The organism is Desulfotignum balticum DSM 7044 (genome assembly GCF_000421285.1).
In the GTDB taxonomy this organism is placed as follows: domain Bacteria; phylum Desulfobacterota; class Desulfobacteria; order Desulfobacterales; family Desulfobacteraceae; genus Desulfotignum; species Desulfotignum balticum.
Genome location: NZ_ATWO01000001.1, coordinates 562,951 through 581,805 on the forward strand (window position 1 = coordinate 562,951; position 18,855 = coordinate 581,805).

Annotated in this window: 20 protein-coding genes; 6 read left to right on the forward strand and 14 right to left on the reverse strand. The window is 50.1% G+C overall.

The window, feature by feature from the left end; translation table 11 throughout:
* Nucleotides 1-21: 21 nt before the first annotated feature.
* From K365_RS0103015 to K365_RS0103035, 5 genes are all read right to left on the reverse strand, one after another.
* Nucleotides 22-417: a response regulator gene (locus tag K365_RS0103015; protein ID WP_245569132.1), complete on the reverse strand. Its 396-nt coding sequence runs from the start codon at nucleotides 415-417 to the stop codon at nucleotides 22-24.
* Nucleotides 386-1,660, reverse strand: a complete 1,275-nt coding sequence (locus tag K365_RS0103020; protein ID WP_024333447.1) for a GAF domain-containing sensor histidine kinase — start codon at nucleotides 1,658-1,660, stop codon at nucleotides 386-388. The genes K365_RS0103015 and K365_RS0103020 overlap by 32 nt, the downstream gene beginning before the upstream one ends.
* A gap of 55 nt (nucleotides 1,661-1,715) precedes the next feature.
* On the reverse strand, nucleotides 1,716-2,408 hold the full coding sequence (locus K365_RS0103025) for a response regulator (protein WP_024333448.1): 693 nt from the start codon (nucleotides 2,406-2,408) through the stop codon (nucleotides 1,716-1,718).
* 281 nt (nucleotides 2,409-2,689) lie between these two features.
* Complete coding sequence (locus K365_RS0103030) at nucleotides 2,690-4,096, reverse strand: sigma-54-dependent transcriptional regulator (RefSeq protein ID WP_024333449.1); 1,407 nt, start codon at nucleotides 4,094-4,096, stop codon at nucleotides 2,690-2,692.
* A 29-nt stretch (nucleotides 4,097-4,125) separates the two neighbouring features.
* Complete coding sequence (locus tag K365_RS0103035; RefSeq protein WP_024333450.1) at nucleotides 4,126-4,596, reverse strand: HAD family hydrolase; 471 nt, start codon at nucleotides 4,594-4,596, stop codon at nucleotides 4,126-4,128.
* 232 nt (nucleotides 4,597-4,828) lie between these two features.
* On the opposite strand from K365_RS0103035, the gene K365_RS0103040 reads away from it, so the two are divergent.
* Both K365_RS0103040 and K365_RS0103045 read left to right on the forward strand, forming a co-directional pair.
* Entirely contained in the window at nucleotides 4,829-5,476 is a 648-nt protein-coding gene (locus K365_RS0103040; protein ID WP_024333451.1) for a TIGR04282 family arsenosugar biosynthesis glycosyltransferase, read from the forward strand.
* Nucleotides 5,477-5,489: 13 nt separating this feature from the next.
* A complete protein-coding gene (locus K365_RS0103045) occupies nucleotides 5,490-6,173 on the forward strand; it encodes a TIGR04283 family arsenosugar biosynthesis glycosyltransferase (protein ID WP_024333452.1) in 684 nt (227 codons plus the stop codon).
* A gap of 469 nt (nucleotides 6,174-6,642) precedes the next feature.
* Here the strand turns inward: K365_RS0103045 and K365_RS0103050 are convergent, their stop codons facing one another.
* From K365_RS0103050 to K365_RS0103090, 8 genes are all read right to left on the reverse strand, one after another.
* Entirely contained in the window at nucleotides 6,643-7,920 is a 1,278-nt protein-coding gene (locus tag K365_RS0103050; protein WP_024333453.1) for a radical SAM protein, read from the reverse strand.
* Between the two features lie 75 nt (nucleotides 7,921-7,995).
* Nucleotides 7,996-9,540, reverse strand: a complete 1,545-nt coding sequence (locus K365_RS0103055; RefSeq protein WP_024333454.1) for a Fic family protein — start codon at nucleotides 9,538-9,540, stop codon at nucleotides 7,996-7,998.
* Between the two features lie 426 nt (nucleotides 9,541-9,966).
* Entirely contained in the window at nucleotides 9,967-10,293 is a 327-nt protein-coding gene (locus K365_RS0103060; RefSeq protein ID WP_024333455.1) for a hypothetical protein, read from the reverse strand.
* A gap of 485 nt (nucleotides 10,294-10,778) precedes the next feature.
* Entirely contained in the window at nucleotides 10,779-11,219 is a 441-nt protein-coding gene (locus tag K365_RS0103070) for a hypothetical protein (RefSeq protein ID WP_024333457.1), read from the reverse strand.
* 183 nt (nucleotides 11,220-11,402) lie between these two features.
* Entirely contained in the window at nucleotides 11,403-11,585 is a 183-nt protein-coding gene (locus tag K365_RS0103075) for a hypothetical protein (RefSeq protein WP_156887674.1), read from the reverse strand.
* Between the two features lie 126 nt (nucleotides 11,586-11,711).
* The gene (locus K365_RS0103080) at nucleotides 11,712-11,969 is read right to left on the reverse strand and encodes a hypothetical protein (RefSeq protein ID WP_024333459.1); all 258 of its coding nucleotides are present in this window, start codon (nucleotides 11,967-11,969) and stop codon (nucleotides 11,712-11,714) included.
* Between the two features lie 35 nt (nucleotides 11,970-12,004).
* A complete protein-coding gene (gene fabG / locus K365_RS0103085; RefSeq protein ID WP_024333460.1) occupies nucleotides 12,005-12,748 on the reverse strand; it encodes a 3-oxoacyl-ACP reductase FabG in 744 nt (247 codons plus the stop codon).
* A 17-nt stretch (nucleotides 12,749-12,765) separates the two neighbouring features.
* Nucleotides 12,766-13,491, reverse strand: coding sequence for a polyamine aminopropyltransferase (locus tag K365_RS0103090; RefSeq protein WP_024333461.1), 726 nt, complete (start codon nucleotides 13,489-13,491; stop codon nucleotides 12,766-12,768).
* 255 nt (nucleotides 13,492-13,746) lie between these two features.
* Here K365_RS0103090 and K365_RS0103100 point away from each other — a divergent pair, with 255 nt between their 5' ends.
* The 4 genes from K365_RS0103100 (at nucleotide 13,747) to K365_RS0103115 (ending at nucleotide 18,526) form a co-directional block, all read left to right on the forward strand.
* A complete protein-coding gene (locus K365_RS0103100) occupies nucleotides 13,747-14,853 on the forward strand; it encodes an NADH:flavin oxidoreductase (protein WP_024333463.1) in 1,107 nt (368 codons plus the stop codon).
* A gap of 124 nt (nucleotides 14,854-14,977) precedes the next feature.
* Entirely contained in the window at nucleotides 14,978-15,862 is an 885-nt protein-coding gene (locus K365_RS0103105; protein ID WP_024333464.1) for a LysR family transcriptional regulator, read from the forward strand.
* A 42-nt stretch (nucleotides 15,863-15,904) separates the two neighbouring features.
* Nucleotides 15,905-16,828, forward strand: coding sequence for a DUF362 domain-containing protein (locus K365_RS0103110; RefSeq protein WP_024333465.1), 924 nt, complete (start codon nucleotides 15,905-15,907; stop codon nucleotides 16,826-16,828).
* 51 nt (nucleotides 16,829-16,879) lie between these two features.
* Nucleotides 16,880-18,526 carry a 4Fe-4S binding protein gene (locus K365_RS0103115; RefSeq protein WP_024333466.1) on the forward strand — a complete coding sequence of 549 codons (1,647 nt, stop codon included), beginning with the start codon at nucleotides 16,880-16,882 and terminating at the stop codon, nucleotides 18,524-18,526.
* A gap of 22 nt (nucleotides 18,527-18,548) precedes the next feature.
* Here the strand turns inward: K365_RS0103115 and K365_RS0103120 are convergent, their stop codons facing one another.
* Entirely contained in the window at nucleotides 18,549-18,815 is a 267-nt protein-coding gene (locus K365_RS0103120) for a hypothetical protein (RefSeq protein ID WP_024333467.1), read from the reverse strand.
* Nucleotides 18,816-18,855: the final 40 nt, after the last annotated feature.

Sequence of the window (18,855 nt, forward strand, 5' to 3'; positions counted from 1 at the left end):
GTCATATGATTGTCCATTGTGTCATTGCGTTGTTGTTTCATAGTCATCGATTGTCTGAAAGGCATGTCTTACGGCAATGATGATGTCATCTTCGTTGAACGGTTTTGAAATATAGTCATTGGCCCCGAGTTTCATGGCCTTGACCGCATTCTGAACCGTTGAATACCCCGTGATGACGATCACATAGATTGCCGGTTTGGCTTTTTTTACCTTTTCAAGAATTTTCATTCCGTCCATGTCTTTGAGTTTCATATCTAAAAGCAGGACATCATAGGAATCTTCCATCACGCGTTTAAGCCCGTCGGCACCGGACAGCGATTGATCGCACCGGTACCCCATCTCGCTTAAAATCATGGCACATCCCTTACAGATTACATTTTCATCATCAATGATGAGTATTTTTTTGGATCGCATCATCAGCCTTTCGTGTTTGTTTGCTTTTGTCGTTCTGAATGGGAAGTTCAATGGTAATCAGTGTGCCGGTTCCAGGTTCACTCAACACTTCAATATAGCCCTGATGATTTCTTATGATTCCGTAACTTACGGCCAGGCCCAGCCCGGTTCCTTCAGATTTGGTGGTGTAAAAAGGTTCGAATATTCTTTTCAACTTGCCTTTGGGGATCCCATATCCATTGTCCTGTATTTCAATCACGGCCAGGTTTCTTTCTGTATCCATTTTTGTGGTGATACTGATAATTCCCTTTTCATCGATGGCATGAACCGAATTGAGCAGCAGATTGATAATCACCTGCTCAATCTGGTTGTCATCCACCAGGAAATTAACCATATCAGGATCCAGCCTTTTTTTGATCTGGATCCGTTTGATGTGAAATTCGTTATCCATCAAGACCAGTGATCTTTCGATCACTTCATTCACGTTGGCATCTTTTTTTTCAGGTTTCTTTTCTCTGGAAAAATCCAGCAGCCCCTGGATGGTGTTCTTGCACCGCTGGGTTTCCTGCATGATAATTTCCAGCCCTTCCTTGAACGGCCCTTTGGGGTCAGCCTTTTTAAACAGGTTGGAGCTGTAAAGCAGAATACCGGTCAAAGGGTTGTTTATTTCATGGGCGATCCCCGCCGCCATCCTGCCCAGTGAGGACAGCCGGTCGATTTTGGTGGCCAGCTTGTTGTATCGGATGATATGAAATTTAATCCGGTCATTGTGTTTAATGGCGCAGGCCAGCTGTTCAGTCACGGCAGCGATAAAATCCAGCTCGTCTTCTGAAAAGTCTTTCTGTTCCCCGAAATAGGTCCGGATGAAGCCGAACACGATATTATCGTATGTTAACGGGATGTCCAGCATCATCCGGATCCCGATTTCCCTGGCTTCTTTGGGATATTTGACCTGGGGGGCATTCATGATATCCGTGATAATGTGAATCTTTTTATCGTTGTCGGGCCAGGGGAAAAATTTTTCCTCGCTCAACGATTCCAGGGCCAGGTATTTTTCATCAATGCCATAGGACGTCTGAATCTCATACCGCTCCGTTTTTTTATTTAAAATGCACAAAATGGCACCCATGGCGTTCAACCCCCGGGAGGCACTGGTCACAATGAGCCGCACCAGCTCATTCATGTCTGTTTCAGTTCTGGAGTGAACGAGTTTGGAAACTTCCCTGAATGATCGATAAAATATTTTAAATTGCTTTAAATCAGTCATAAGGCTCATTTCATTAAAGTTAAGGTTAACACAAGAACCGATTTTCCATCATCTGTTACCAGGCTTCCCGTTCAAGGCGCTTGTAAATAAACATCAACTGTTTCTGGGTCAGTTCGCCGATATTTTCATGCATCCAGTGAAGATCTCCGGAGGCAATGGCGGCTTTTGCCGCAGAATCCAGGGTATATTCCTTCAGGGCTTCACTGCTGTTTTCCATGAGCCGAATCCAGAATTTTTCATCTTCCGTTGTCCGGTTCAGCACTTTGAGCACTTCCCTTTTCTGGATGGAGGTGTTGTAAGATGCATCCAGGCCCTGTTTGAGCACCCGTTGTTTTTGCGCATCTTTTTTCAACGCGGCTGTAATGGCTGAACGGATCTGATCTTCGGTAAACGGTTTGGCAATGAAATCCCGGGCACCCAGTTTCATGGCCTCGACGGCCAGTGAACTGGTGGCATATCCGGTCATCACGATCACTTCAGTTTCCGGCTTGGTTTCCTTGAGCCGTTTGACCACCTGCATCCCGTCAATATCCGGGAGTCGCAGATCTGCCATCAGCAGGTCGTAATCATATTGCCCGATGGCATCCAGCGCACCGGAACCCGTTCCCGCCAGGTCCACATCATAGCCTTGTTCATCCATGATCATTTTCAGGCCTTTGGCCACATTGAGGTCATCTTCCATCACCAGGATGTGGGGATGAACGACATCGATACGGCTGTCTGATTTCATTTCTTTTAACGCGGTCATATCTTACTCCTTTTATTTCATTGGTTGTTGTCCTGTGCCTTTAAAGAGCATATAACGTGCCACCAGGTCGTAAAAACAGCTTATCTTTAAAAAGACCAATAAAATAAATATGTTACGATAGATTTGTTTGATGATGGTACGAGGGGCGGTTTTTATAGACAGGGGTGTTTCGTATAATTAATTATACAATATAACTGGAGAGCTTGACCAGGCCGGGGAACAGGAAGGCAGGAACGATATGTATAAAAAAATATACATTATATAAAAAAATATATGCCGGGTCAGTCAGATGATTTGTCGGCCACAATGCCGTGTTTTTTCATCATTGCCGAAAAATTTGACCGCTGCATGCCGGCGTTTTTAGCAGCCAGAGTGATATTCCCGTCGGCCCGGGATATGGCCTGGGACAGAAAAGCCGCCTCAATTTTTCCGAAATAGACCTTTAAAAATTTCTTTTTGGCTGCTTTCAGCTCGTCAAGGGTTTTGGGAGTCTGAATGTCGGGCACCCCTCCCTTTCGTTTGATCTCTAGATGGTCGGATAAAAAGCCCCTGCTCAGCTGACGGGTATCGGACATGATCACCAGGCGCTCCACCACGTTTTTCAACTGCCGCACATTTCCGGGCCACTCAAAATTCACCATCATTTCCAGGGCATCATCGGAAAATCCGGATATCTGTTTGCCCGTCTCACGGGAAAAGCGTTTTAAAAAATGGTAGGCCAGTTTGGGGATATCATCCTTTCTGGCTCTCAGGGGCGGGATATAGATGGGAAATACATTTAAGCGGTAGAACAGATCCTGGCGGAATTTTTTCTCTGCCACCCGTTTTTTCAAATCCATGTTGGTGGCCACGATGATCCTGGCCCGGGTCTTTTGCACCTTTCCCGAGCCAATGGCTTTGAATTCGCCGTTTTCCAGGACCCTGAGCAGTTTTGACTGAATGTTCATGTCCAGGTTGGCAATTTCATCCAGAAACAGGGTTCCTTCCGAGGCAATTTCAAAGATGCCGGGCCTGGTTTTATCGGCACCGGTAAATGCCCCTTTGACATGGCCGAACAATTCACTTTCCATCAAGGCGGGAGAAAAAGTATTGCAGTCCATGGCCAGAAACCGGTTTCCCGCCCGTTTGCTATGGGCATGAATGGCATTGGCAAACAGTTCTTTGCCCGTGCCGCTTTCTCCATCCAAAAGCACGGTGCTGTCCAGGGCAGCCACGCGCTGGATTTTGTCAAAAATTTCTTTGATCTGATGGTTTTCTCCCACAATATTGTCAAAACTGAACCGGTCATAGAGCTGCTTTTTCAGCATCTCGTTTTCCCGGGCCAGGGTCCGGTTTTCCAGGGCTTTGGCCGTGGCTTTGATGATCTCTTTATCATCAAAGGGTTTGGTAATATAGTCGAACGCCCCGTTTTTCATCGCATCCACGGCATTTTCAACGGTACCGTGACCCGTCATGATGATCACAAAGCAATCCAGCCGCTTTTCATTGATCTGCTTTAATATGTCGATGCCGCTGATGTCCGGCAGCCGGATATCCAGAAGAACCAGGTCATAGTTTTGTTCGAAAAGTTTTTCAAGTGCTTCGCTGCCGTTCATGGCAGTGTCCACATCATATCCTTCTTCAATAAGGATCAGTTTGCAGCCGTTGCAGATATTGAGCTCATCATCAACGATTAAAATTTTGTTCAATTGGCATCCTCCAGCAGGCATTGCATCGATCAGTTTCTCAGGGTGGCCATGATCCGTTCCCGTGTGTCCAGCAGGGCAAAAACGTCCAGAATATCTTTGACCACCAGATCGGCGGCAGCCAGCGCGCCTGCGGCCAGGCCTTCTTCCTGGAGCACGGCAATGCCGATGGCGGCCTGTTTGAGCATGAGCACATCATTGACCCCGTTGCCCGCGCACAGGGTCTGGTCCGCCCCAAGCGCAGCAATAAACTGCTGCTTTTGCCGGGCCTGGTCCCCGGGAGAGATGATCACCACGTCACAATCGATGTCTGACACCTGCTGGGTGACAAACCCGAAGGTGTCCGCTGTGATGACATGGCAGGCCACCCGGCCGGACAACGATTGGAGCGCTTCTCTGACCCCCGGGATCAGGACCCCGTCTATGGCAATGGTGCCGTTATAATCAAAAACCAGATGATGGATCTGTTTTTCCCCTGCACCGGGGATATTGATATGGATCATGATATTTTCCTGTTATGTGTGCCGTTCATTGTTGTCATCCAATAGGGAACTATACCAGAACAGGGCGGTCTGTCCAGATTCAAAATTCAAAGGTGCAGGAAACATGGTATCCATCAATGCAACCTTGGGACATGGGTTGACAGGGGCCGGTATTCGGTTTATGGGTGTTTTATGACGAAATCGAGTGGAAATGAAAATAAAACCGGTTTGCCGGACTGCCCGGAAATTCACAATGAATAACAAAACGGCCATTGTTGTCATGGTAAAATATCCCCGGGCCGGATCGGTCAAAACCCGGCTCGGCAGGCAGATCGGCATGAAAAAAGCCTCGGAGCTGTACTGCGGATTTGTCAGAACCCTGCTGGCCACCTGCCGGTCAACGGGCTTTGACGTGGTGATCAGCTGTCATCCGGATCATCTTGTGTCTGATTATCAGGAATGGCTCGGCAACGGGGTTGGTTTTATGATCCAAAAGGGCGCGGACTTAGGCCATAAAATGCAGGATGCGTTTGAACAGAGCTTTGCCCTTGGGTTTGACCGGGTTATTCTGATGGGCAGTGATCTGCCCCATCTGCCGGGTGCCGTCATTGAAGCGGCCGCGCAAAAGACCGGGGCGTGCGATGTGGTGATCGGACCGGCCCTGGACGGGGGGTATTACCTGGTGGCCATGACAAAGGATCATTTTTTTCCTGACATGTTTGATGATATCCCCTGGAGCACGGCCAATGTGCTGGACATCACCCTGGAGAAACTGGCGGCAGCCCGGCGCAGGGTGTGTTTGCTGAAAGCCATGAGAGACATCGATACCCTGGCGGATCTGACGGCTGTTTCTGCGGAAACCGGGCTGTTTGTCAAATCTGATCCCCGTGAAACCGGATAAGGCGGCCCGGGATATGAACATTTCCGTCATCGTGCCCGTATTTCAGGAAGCCAAAACCATTCACGCGTTTCTGAAAACTGTGCAGGCTGTTTTTCCCGCACCGGCCCATGAAATCATTGTGGTGGACGGCAGCCCTGCAGGCGATACCCTTGCAGCCGTTGCCCTGCCCCAGGTCAAAACGATCCATTCCGGCAAAGGCCGGGCCAGGCAGATGAACCACGGCGCTGCCATGGCCAAAAAAGAGATTCTGCTGTTTCTGCATGCCGACACCTTGTTGCCGAAAGATGCCCCGCAGTTGATAACAGATCTGCTTTCCGGAAACCCGGACCTGATGGGCGGCGCGTTTTCTCTGGGGATTGACGATGACCGGATTTTTTTGAAGATCATTGAATGGTTCGCCAATCTCAGGTCCCGGCTGACCCGGGTGCCTTATGGGGATCAGAGCATTTTTATCAGAAAAGACTGTTTTGACCGGGTGGGCGGATTTATGGAGATTCCCATCATGGAGGACCTGGAACTGATGACCCGGATCAGAAAGCAGGGCCGCCGCATCCATATCCTGAAACAAAAATCCGTCACATCCTCCCGGCGGTGGAACAAAGAAGGGATCGCAGCCTGCACCCTTCGCAACTGGCTGATCCGGCTGTTGTATCATCTCGGGGTTCCGCCGGACCGGCTGGCAGCATTTTACAAATAACAGGATCAGACAGTCAAACGCATCAGGGAAAGTGTTTGCAAACATTTTGATGGAATTGCCCATTTTTTGTAAATCAGATCTGGACAGCAATAATAGACAAAGGGCTCGTCCACTAAAAATTCTTTTGCCATTTCAGATCAGGTCCCGTGGATTAGATTATCAAGTTATTTTTTATATATCTGGCGATCGCCTTGTATGCGCCTCGTACTCAAGAAGATTTGGAAATGCCATGCCATTTTCAGTATATTTCAATGCGACATAAGCTGATGGAATTTCACCATATCTCACTTGGTCAACGCTACAATTTGAAAGTATTACAATCGACTTTAAAAAGAGTTTAATGAAATGCCTTTTTCTATTATCGGACTCAATAACGACAACATCTGTTCCTTCATGTCAGGCATAAATCAGACAGAATTTTCTCTACAGAATTCAATCAACAACCATATATAGGGATGATGGAAAGGAGTTACAATCGCTGGATCAGATAAACAAATACCGGCAGGCGGCTTTCCTCTTTTATTTTGTAAAATCGTGGCAGAAGTTCTCTCTTCTTGGAAGTTTCCTTTAGCGGTGATATATACACTGCCCCTTTTGATTGTTTTTTAGAATCGGCATATTTTAAAAGGTCCGCCAAGGAGCGTTCATGCTCAGGTGATAAATTGTCTCCTGCGACGAAATTTCCAGTGACTTCTATTTGATCAAAGGCCGCATTGATTTCTATCATTTTTTCAAAGGCTTCTTTTACCTGTTCAGAAGTAATCGGCTTACCGATCAGGGAGAGGGTCTCTGAATCAATGGATTCAAATCCAATATTAATATAAGTGTAAAAGGGTAATCGATTCAAATGTTCAAACAATGCCGGCTTCGCCTCTAAGAACGATCCAACACTGCCAAAGAGATACAAAAACGGCTTTTGATCCATGCGCTGTCTAAATCCAAATGCCTGATATGCCTCTTCTGCAGCAAAACAAATTAAATTCTCACCTGCGGCAAGGGCGTCATGATTGGCAAGGAATAGAGCATGATAATTGACTAAATCGTCACCAAAATGATCTTTCAAAGCCCTAAGCTGTTCATAGATATTCTCTTTTGATCTTATTTGAAATTTTTGTTGTGTTTTAACACAGCAAAATTTGCAATGATAAAGGCATCCATCGGCAATGGTCAAAGGAATGATATCATAATCTACATGCCGGGTATCAGGCGGAAGTACTGAAACCCGGCCGCCGATAATCTTGTTCAAATGCTGGGAACGTTCATAAAGAATCCGCTCATCGTTGACCAGTATCCGTTTTATAAGATCCTTTGCATGGGGGTACAATCCTTTTGAATTTGCCGTATACAGGTTGGCAAACAATTGAGACCATTCTGCTAATGCACTCATAACCACGGGATTGGAAAAATATTTAATTTCCCATACCGGGTTGCTGGAATAGGGCAAACAAGGCAGATAATATTCCCCCATCCAGGAAATAATCCCATCATCGCCGCTTTTATCACCAACAGTATAATAGATCCAATCATTTCCGGCTGTCCGCTTAAATTGCTCGGCTGGATGCGGCCAGTCAGGCTTAAGTCCACGAATAGATTTGATCTCACCGTTCAGATTAAAGCAAAACTCAAAATCCGGCGTTTTGATTTCTGAATATTTACCAAATCGCAAAGGAAAGCTTTGTTTGACCAATTTATCAGGGCCTGCTTTTTCAACACTGATAATTAAATGCTGCTGCTGAATAAAATTCATCTATTTCCTTTTTATCATCGTTTGCGAAAACCGATGCCCAGATGCCCAACCACCAAATAAGCGGTATCATCCGCTTCATTTGGCTTGTTGAACAGTCGTTATCCCTTTTTGGACAAGTTCAGCTAAAAACCTGGAAAACGGTTTTATATTCTTTTTTACGCTTGCTTCTTCCAAGGTGGCCATGTATTCATTTCGGGTTTCAAGTGGAATGACTGTCCATGGATAGCCGCCACTGGCCAACATGACATTCATCAGAAATCTTCCCATGCGACCATTTCCATCAATATAAGGGTGGATATATACAAAGAAAAAGTGACCTAAAACGGCTTTTACAGAAGGTTCTTCTTCATCGTTTAATAGAGAGAAGAATGCAGGCATAAGATCTCGCACAGCTTCGTATCGGGGTGGCATGTGCCTTGATTTTCGAATATAGACAGGTTGATTTCGGTATCCGGCAAGGTCGGATGCAGATATAAGACCAGCGTTTACACTTGGGGCAAATAATTCTCTATACCATACGGAATGATCTTTACTTACCACCGCACCTGGCAAGCTTTTATTCAGAATTTTTTCCAAACTTTTCTTCACTGCCTGAAAAGCTTGCCAGTAACCACGGGCAGCCAGGGCATTTGCGTACTCTTTATCTTTGTGGTTGATTTCTGGGTCCCAGCTTCCTGTGCGGACACGTTCAATCAGCCCCTCACTCACATGATATCCTTCAATAGAAAGCGAATGATAGGCATCAGTCAAATATATATCATCAACATGTTTAAGATATTCATCAGTGTTCTGGTTTAATGAGGGCGCCTGCGGAAAGTTTTCAAGGACAATACCGCGCATATCCGCCCAGAGCATCCGTATTCGGTTGACGTACGGAGAAATCTCGCGTTCACGAAGAATAATAGCGGGCTTTTCTTCAAAGGGGTCATTTTCCGTAGTGATGTATCCCGTATCTCTCATTGCGCCAATGATATTGTCAGCAATAACATTTTTCCCAATATTTCGGAAAGCTCCTGCAAGCCTTCCGGCTACAGTGCTATGCCCACCTTCAAGGAGCTTGTGCAGGATTTGAGAAGCATCAGAGATCATGGAAAGTGCAGCGCGGGCCTCTATAGCATTATTTGAATAATAGCCGGGAGCACAGGAAATCAGAGCAGCGGTCAGGGTCATCATTCGTATGTTTTCTTTGATTTCCATATCATTCTTGTCCGGCAGGTTCAGGCGAACGTCCATTATCGATGTCTCATGAAGAAGAGAGATTGGCTTGTTCCCGCCTTTTGGAGCGCGGACAAGAAGTTGATTCGGTACGTTCCAGTTCCCACTATGAATGCTCAATGATTGTTCAGGGGAAAGACACCATTGATTGCCAAACCTTGATTTAAGATAATCACCACAAAAGCCCCAAAATGATGCATACCAGGCAGTACTTTCTCCAGTCCGCTCTTCAGGGCTGGCAGGAATATACCATCCTTTCATCACTTCTTTGATGAATCCGTTTTTGACAAGACGTTCCCGGTGAGTTCGTGTTATGTTTTTTGTTTGGATTGCAACAATACCTTCGTCCTGTAGTTTTTTCAAAACAGCGAGAGATTCTGCAAGCTTATCTTGTGGTGTCGGCATTATTGACCTATATGTAATGTGTCATTTTTAGATTATCAAGCTTTATTGTTTTTAGGTTTTTGTGTCAAGCTATTTTTAGGTTATTAGGTCGTATTATTTTTAGGTTTTTGTGTTACAATTGCGCCTAACGTTAAGATAAGCTGCGACCGCACAGCCAAAAAAAATCCCCGATGTCAGCTTCATCTTATTTGTTGACGAACCCGATTTATCGGGTGAGTCTTTCACGATGTTGGCCCCTTGGGTAAAAGCAATGAAACCCTCTCCATCCGCCCGCCAGGGCTTCGTCCAACATGAGGCTAAGCGGCCCGGCCGAAGTGGCACTGAGCAACGGATTATGACAGAGATTTCCAAATGCCACATGGCCGCCGGGTCCGCTTGAGCCGCTCGTTAGGGCAAACTGAGCAAGAACTTACTGGGAATTATTGTCTATTCATCATCTTCCATCGTTACCGTCCCCTTCCTCCACGCCCATTTCTTTCCTACGAATACGAAGTATGGACCGGAAACACTGCAAGCTTCAAAAACCCGTTCAATTTCCTTTCTTAAGTGATCTCGTAGCATGCCAGATTTCTCGAATTGCTCTTCTTCGAATCTGCCGACGAACATATTCCGTGGCAGATCGACCTCTTGAGTACTACCCTTCCTCTGTATAGTCTTCTTTATACCAATAGCACTCAGTGCTTCTTTTACACAATCGTAGCTTTTCCAATCAGAACCTTCGAGGTCAAAGGTGACTACAGCGTACAAGCTCATGCGCGATTCCTCTCAGATAAATATATGTTCATTGCTTCTTAACCCAAATGGTTTTCATTTGATGCAGCTAGGGATAGATTACTTTCGCTAACTTTCTGAATAAGTTAAAACAACACGATTCTATGCCAGATTTCTGGAGATCTTCCGATGAAGCATTTGGGGAATTGCTTCCGTATTTAGTGTGGAGTTTCTTAAGCTTATCCTTTGAGATGTTCTTTTGGTGCGGACATTCGAGATTTCCATGAGAGGTTATCGTTAATCCCATGTCCTTGGCCTTTTCAAAGACGGCATCAGCGAATTCTTGGTCTGTCATAGTTGTCTCCCCCTTATTCAACTCTCACCACGTAGCGTATAGGCGCCGCACCCTAACGCACGCTTCACCGGGTGGGCGGCGCACAACAAAAACCGCCGAATAATAAAAAAGGTTGATAAACGACAGCGTTCAAATCCGCGCCACTGTAGCCCGCTCCGTGTGCAAGCGATTGTTAAGCGCCGAAGCTTTTCGGTGTTAGAATTCCATTACTAAGCAAAGCCATCGATGAAATCATATCTTTTTCGTTTGGAACTTTTATAATTGAAGCCCTTACACCAAGATTTGAAATTTTTTCTATCCGTTTTTTATCTGTCATACTCCCTTTTTTCCCTTTATCAGGGATTTCAAATCGAGACAGATATAGGGTTGCATATGTTCCACTGTCAGATGAATATGTAACCCACTGATGTGGGAAAAAATCTGATAAATCCTCTTTAAGCCAGTCAATTCTTATATTTTTCATTCTTTCTAACTTCAAAAATTTTAAAAGGCTGTTTCTTTGAATGGCTATGCAATCAACACCAATTTCCCATGCTTTAACTATTAAGAAAGCACCTAAAGTCCTGTGTAATCGTTCTTGCGCTTCTCTATAAACTTCTTCTGCTGAGGCCATATTTTTCCTCCATCCGTATTCGCTTAACAAGTTGATGTGTGGTTCTGTTTATCCTGTATATTTGAATGCTATTTGACCATATTAAAAAACTAAAACCTCAACCATCTTGCAAATCTTAACTTTCTAAAATCTCAACCATAGTTTCGTTATCATGAAACCTGCCAACATTCAACCATTTTGGAATTATGTTGCAACAAACCTTTTCCGGACCCAGGCAAACACCAGGATGGTGTATCCCCGGGCAGTGTAATGCACCAGGTTTTGTCCTGTGGGCGAGTTCAGGGCTGTGTTGGACTTAGATTCCCGGTGCACCTGGCCCACAAAATCCAGCACGGTCAGGCACTCTTTTTCCGGGGCATGCCGCAAGCCCCCGTCCCAGCTGCTGTAGGAACACGGTGAGGCTCTGGTGCGCCGCACTGAAACCGGGCCGCGGAACACCAGACCTGACATAATGGGCCGTATGGAAATAGCCGTGATAAATCTTGATGATGATCAAATCCTGGATGAGTTACAAAATGCGTGAAGCCATTGCAGTGCCTTGAACCGGCCAAAATCATCGGCTTTTACCAATGCCTGTGACCAGACCAGAGATTCAGGCCAGCCGTGCTTTTGCGCCACCTGCGGGACGGTAAAACCCTTCGATAAATTCGTATTTACCCATTTGGTAAATTCTAACATTTTGGGTAAATACCGTGATATGGTCTGCTGGGGCACCCGTTTTTTTATACGCGCCCCACCCGTGGCGCCCATCCAGGATCCGGTACCTGACCTTTGCCGGATTTCTTCTAACAGAGGCCCCCGTTGACGCCTATTACCTGGCCCGTGATATATCCGGCTTCAGGGGAACAGAGAAAGGTGACGGCGGCGGCCACTTCTTCGGGCTTTCCTAAACGGCCCGCCGGGACGGACTGGACGATCTGTTCCAAAGGAAGACCGTCCATCATGTCTGTTTCAATGAAACCCGGGGCCACGGCATTCACCGTGATGTTGCGTTTGGCAATCTCCTTGGCCAGGGCCATGGTGGCGCCGATAATCCCGGCTTTGGACGCCGAGTAATTCACCTGGCCGGCCTGGCCCATCTGGCCGGAAGCGGAGGTGATGTTAATCACTCTTCCCCTGCGTTTGGAGATCATCTTTTTGACCACGGGTTTGGTCAGGTTGAAAAAACCGGTGAGGTTGGTATCCATGACCTGCTGCCAGGTTTCCGATTTCATCCGGACCAGGAGCATGTCGTCCCGGATCCCGGCATTGTTGACCAGGATGTCGATGAATCCTTTTTCTTTGTAGATGGTTTCCAGGGCGGCGTGGGCAGCGGCTTCGTTTGTGACGTCAAAGCACAGCAACGCCCCGTCGGAACCCGCGGCTCTGACCTGTTCAAGGGTTTTTTTTGCAGCTGTGGCATTGGATTTGTAGTTGATATATACGAACCGGCCGGACCGGGCCAGGTCCACGGCAATGGCCCGGCCGATACCCCGGCCGGCACCGGTCACCAAGGCGACTTCCCCGGGTGTCTGAATATCTGAAGTCATGGTCGCTCCTTCAGGGATTATTTGTCTGTTCTGGCTGCATAGACAGCGTTTTCAGCCGTGCCGCCGGTGAACGGGTTTTTGAAATTTACGGTGTGGGCATGAACTTCCGGGAACACGCTTTCCAGCAAATCGGTGAACGCTTTTTCCGGGGGATCGTCAGACCACAGGGCAAACACCCCGCCGGGATTCAGGTGCCCGGCCAGTTCATTCAAGCCGTCGGGGGTGTAAAACCGGGTGTTGGACCGGTGCAGGACCCGGTTGGGGGTGTGGTCGATGTCCAGAAGAATGATGTCCACCTTTTTTCCGGGAAAATCCGGATCAAATCCCTGGAGGACATCCCGGCTCCGGGCGAAAAAATCGTCATGGATTATTTTGCACCGGGGATCTGTGCACAGCTGGTTTCCCAGGGGTACCAGATTGTTTTTGTGCCAGCTGATTACCGGTGCCAGGTATTCCACCACCACCAGAGAACGGACCCGCGGATCTGCCAGGGCCGCAGCCGCCGTATATCCCAGGCCCAGGCCCCCCACCACCACAGTCAGGTCGGATTTTGACACCATGGCCCGGCTGATTTCCGCCATTTTTGTTTCCGCCGCATGGAACAGGCTGGACATCAGAAAATCATCCCCCAGCTTGACCTCGTAAATCTGTCTGCCGTCCAGCTGCATCAGGCGGCGCCGTCTCAGGCTCAATTCCCCCAGCCGGGTCTGCTGACAATCCAGTTCTTCAAACAAAGGGTCCATACGTCTCCAAAATTTTTGGCACGGTCATGCAGTGCCTGTTGCAAATCAAATTGCTTTTCCGGGCTGGAACAGAACCGGTTTCCGGCAAACAGATTCAGTCTGCTCTGGACCATAGCACAGGCGGACCGGGATGTGAATTTCAAATTTTGCGGCCCAAGTCTTTTCCGGTGATCAAAAGAGCGCTTGATATGCCGGCGCATGTGCTTTATTAATATGAGGTGAACATAAACCCCCAAAAAAGATACAGGAACGCGTATGACCGATTTATTTGACACCACACAGATTAACAGCATGACACTGGCCAACCGGTTTGTCCGGTCCGCGACCTGGGAAGGTATGGCTGCGGATGACGGGGCTGTGACCCCCCGGTTGACAGACATTGTAACGAACCTTGCCGCAGGCGGGGTCGGCCTGATCATTTCCGGGCATTCCTATGTGCTGCCCGAAGGCCAGGCAGGCCCAAAGCAGATGGGCATATACAAAGATGACCTGATTGACGGTCTGACATCCATGACCGATGCCGTGCACAAAGCCGACGGAAAAATGGTGGCCCAGCTGGCCCATGCCGGCACGTTTGCCGCCGAAACCCTGACCCGGACCCCCCCCCATGTGGTGTCCGTGTATGACAAACTGGCAAAAACCCCCCGCCATGAACTGACCCTTTCAGATATTGAAAATCTTGTGTCCGCCTATGTGCGGGCGGCTGAGCGGGCCAAAGAAGCCGGGTTTGACGGGGTCCAGATCCATGCGGCCCACGGATACCTGTTCAGCCAGTTTCTGTCTCCGGTCTATAACCGGCGGCAGGATGCATACGGCGGTTCCATTGAAAACCGCAGCCGGGCGTTGTGCGACACCGTGGCTGCCGTGCGGAAGGCCGTGGGGACGGATTTTCCCGTGCTGGTGAAAATCAATGCCCAGGATGATGTGGACGGCGGGCTGACCCTGGAGGATTCCGTTGCGGCAGCCCGACTGCTGGCCCAGGCAGGCATTGATGCCATTGAGGTGTCCGGCGGGTTTCTCACCAGCAAAACATTGTCCCCCAGCCGGATGGGAATTAACAAGCCGGAAAAGGAAGCGTACTTTGAACAGGGGGCTGCGGCATATAAACAGGCCCTGGACATTCCCGTCATCCTGGTGGGAGGGATCCGTTCCCTTGAAAAGGCAGGGGAACTGGTTGCCGGCGGTGTGACTGATTATATTTCCATGTGCCGGCCTTTGATCCGGGAGCCCGGCCTGATCAACCGGTGGCGCAGCGGGGACACCCGCCCGGCCCTGTGCAGTTCGGACAACCTGTGCTTCCGTCCGGCCTTCAAGGGGGAGGGCATCTATTGTGTGACCGCACAGCGGGAAATTACTGAATAAAGGCCATGCACGGCCTGGCGCAACACATTGTGTCTTGATGATCCTTCGTGATCTTCGTGTCCTTCGTGGTACAATGGATCGTTGATACATTCCTACCGGGCCGCATATTCTTTAGAGGAATTCAATGCAGGTGGATCTGAACAAACTGAAAACCTTCCATACCCTGGCAAAGGCTGAAAGCTACACGGGGTGCGCCCAGCGCCTGTGCCTGACCCAGTCCGCCGTCAGCCATGCCATCAGAAAACTGGAAGCGGATCTGGGGTATGACCTGGTGGACCGGTCCGGCCGAAAGTTCCGCCTCACCCGGGAAGGCGAATTTCTGTTTCAGCAGTGTGCCGGGATTTTCGACCGGATCGATGATACCCTGGACCGCCTGGCCGCCGGCAAAGGGCACCGGATCTCACTCACTTTGGGGGCCCCGTCGGAGTTCGGGTCCTCCGTGCTCATCAAGGGGATGGCGCCGTTTTTGAACAAACACCCCCATGTGCATGTGGATTTTTTTCTGGACCCGTATCTGCTGGCGCCATTGCTGTCGGATGACCTGGACATCATTGTGGACTGCATTCCCCATGTGCATGAAACCCTGGTGTGTGTGCCGTTGATGAGAGAAGAATATGTGGTGATCGCCACCCGGTCATATGCGGCAGACCGCCGGATTCAGACCATTGCCGATTTGTCCCGGTGCCGCCTGCTGTCTTTTGACAAAGACCTGCGCTGGTGGAAGAATTTCATCAATGCCCTGGCCGGCCATGCGGATTTCGGGTGTGACACCGTGATCCGGATTTCCAGTGTCAGGGGCATTATCAATGCGGCCCTGGCATCCATGGGGGTGGGATTTGTTCCCCGGTACACAGTGCTCAGGGAGCTGGAGAGCGGTCAGCTCATGGAGCTGTTCCCGGACACGGAAGTGCTCAACGACCAGATCAACATCTACCTGAAAAAGCGCAATTTTGAAAAACCGCCTTTCCCGGACCTGATCCGGCATATCCGGTCGCTGCGCCTGCACTAATTGGAAAGGTGAATCGTAACAAAAGTGGAAGGAGACGATGCCATGGATCGACGAGATTTTTTGAAAAAAACCATCACCAGCGGGATCGCAGCAGGATCCACGCTGGTGTTCCCGAAAATGGGCCGGCTCTGGGCCGCCTCCCAGGGAGCCGGCACTCCTGCCTGGGACCTGGTGGCCGTCCGGGGCGGAGAACCGGACCAGATGTTTGACAGTGCCATCGCCGCCATGGGCGGGATCCAGACCTTTGTGCCCAGAGGCAGCAAAGTTCTGGTCAAACCGAATATCGGCTGGGACGTGCCCCCGGAACGGGCCGGCAACACCCATCCGGCGCTGGTGAAGCGGATTGTGGAACATTGTCTGTCCGCCGGGGCAAAGGATGTGACCGTGTTTGACCACACCTGCGACAACTGGGTCCGGACCTATCGGAACAGCGGCATTGAAAAAGCCGTGAAAGATGCCGGGGGCAGAATCATCTCCGGTGACAGCAAAGGGTATTATCAGCAGGTGGACGTGCCCATGGGCAAACGGCTGACCGAAGCCAGGGTGCACCAGGCCCTTCTGGAGGCGGATGTGTTCATCAATGTGCCCGTGTTGAAGCACCACAGCTCCTCCATGGTCACCATCGGCATGAAAAACCTGATGGGCGTGGTGTGGGACCGGGGCTACTGGCATAGAAACGATCTTCACCAGTGCATTGCGGATTTTGCATCCTTCCGGGCCCCGGACCTCACGGTGGTGGATGCTTACAATGTCATGACGCGTAACGGCCCCCGGGGGGTGTCCGTCAATGATGTGGTTTCCATGAAAGCCCAGGTGATCTCCACCGATTTTGTGGCGGCGGATGCAGCGGCCGCCAAACTGTTCGGCACGGAACCGGCCGACATCCGCCATATTCAGATCGCCTCGGACATGCACCTGGGGCAGATGAATCTGGCAGACCTGACCATCCACCGGATCCGGCTTTGATTGGCCCGGACTTTCACCGATCCGATTGTCACAGAATCAGGCCCTGAATATATGACGATTCGACATCTCAGACGGCTCCGGATATGGATCGCCCTGGTGTTTTTTATGCTGACCCTTTTTCTGTTCCTGGATTTCAGGGATTTCGGCTTACGGGTCATTGCCGGGGAAGTGCTGTATCTGCAGTTTGTCCCGTCCCTGCTCCAATTTCTGGACAATGCCACCCTGGGAGCGGCAGGGTTTATTCTGGTCCTGATGCTCACCCTGGTGTTCGGCCGGGTCTACTGCTCGTTTGTGTGTCCTCTGGGGATATTCCAGGACCTGATCAGCCGCCTGGCCCGTAAAAGGATGGCAAATCCGGGGGAAAAAAAGCGCACCTCCCGGTTCTCCGGGTCCCGGCCCCATTATTTTCTCTGGTATGCCGTCTTATCCCTGACCGTGCTGCTTTTTTTCGCGGGCACCGGGCTTATGCTCAATCTGCTGGATCCTTTCAGCAGCTTCGGCCGGATCGTGTCCCATCTTTTCCGCCCTCTGGTTCTGGGTGCAAACAACCTGGGGGTCCCTTTGCTGGAACAATTGGGAAGCCATGCCCTTTACCGGGTCCAGTGGCCGGTGTTCGTTCCCGCAGCCACAGGGATTGCCCTGGCCACGTTGATGGTGGTGGGCTGGTTGAGTGCCCGGCATGGCCGCCTTTACTGCAACACGCTGTGCCCCGTGGGGGCGCTGCTGGGGCTGTTTTCAAAAATATCAATGTTCCGGATCCGCATTGCCCCGGATGCCTGTGACAGCTGCCGGCAGTGCCAGCGGGTCTGCAAGGCCGGATGTATTGATCTCAAAGAAAAGACCGTGGATGTCCGCCGCTGTGTGGCCTGCTTCAACTGCCTGGCCGCCTGTCCGGGGCAGGGGCTTGCCATCCAGAACCACTGGCGGCAGCCGGCCCGACAAAACCCGGCAAAACCCGGGCGCAGGGGGTTTTTGATCGGCCTGGCCGCAGCAGGCATGGGACTGGGGTCAAGCCGGGTGGATGCCGGCCCGGTCAATTCAGCCGATTCATCAGATCCGGTCGATCCGGTCAATTCGGCCGATTCAGCGGTCCAGACCCGGCCCACCACCATTCCGGAAACAAGAACCGGCCCGATTTCGCCCCCCGGGTCTGTCAGCGTGGCCCGGTTTTCATCCTTGTGCACGGCCTGCCATTTGTGCGTTTCCGTGTGTCCGTCCCGGATCCTGGTCCCGGCGTTGCTCGATTATGGGCTGTCCGGCATGCTGCAACCGAAGATGGACTTTCGATCCGGGCACTGCAACTATGATTGCAAGGACTGTCTGGAGGTCTGCCCCACGGGCGCCATTCTGCCTCTTTCGCGGGAAAACAAGCAGCAGGTCCAGGTGGGGGTGGCCCGATTCATCAAGGAAAACTGCGTGGTGTATACGGACAACACCAATTGCGGGGCCTGTTCCGAGCATTGTCCCACCAAGGCCGTGGACATGGTTCATTATCTCACGCTGCCGGACCGGGACCTGTTGATTCCAAAAGTGAATCCGGATATCTGTGTCGGGTGCGGGGGATGCGAATATGCCTGTCCCACCAAACCCTACAAAGCCATTTATGTGGACGGGAACCCCGTGCACAGGAAAGCGGAAAAACCCGTGGAAAAGGCAGTGGAACAACGGATCGATACCAGCGAAGAATTTCCTTTCTGAAAATCCGGTGTGCCTGGAGATATTACCCCCCGGCCAAGGGACCATGCAGGGTCAGGACACCATCGGCTTCCAGGGGTGTTTCCATGAATACTTTCCGGCTGTCCAGAAAAATCAGGGGCACCAGCAGGGGGCTGATGTCCTGATCAATCAGTATTTGCCGGACCAAAGTGCCTGCCTGCACCCGGATCCGGCAGGTCGGCTTTCCGGGCCTGCCGGCATCCCTGAGGATGCTCAGCAGGCTTTCAGACATATTCAGAGTAAGGGTGATGTCGGTATTTTTTGCAGACATTGGGAAAATATATCAGGCTGCGGGTTCGAGCATTGATACA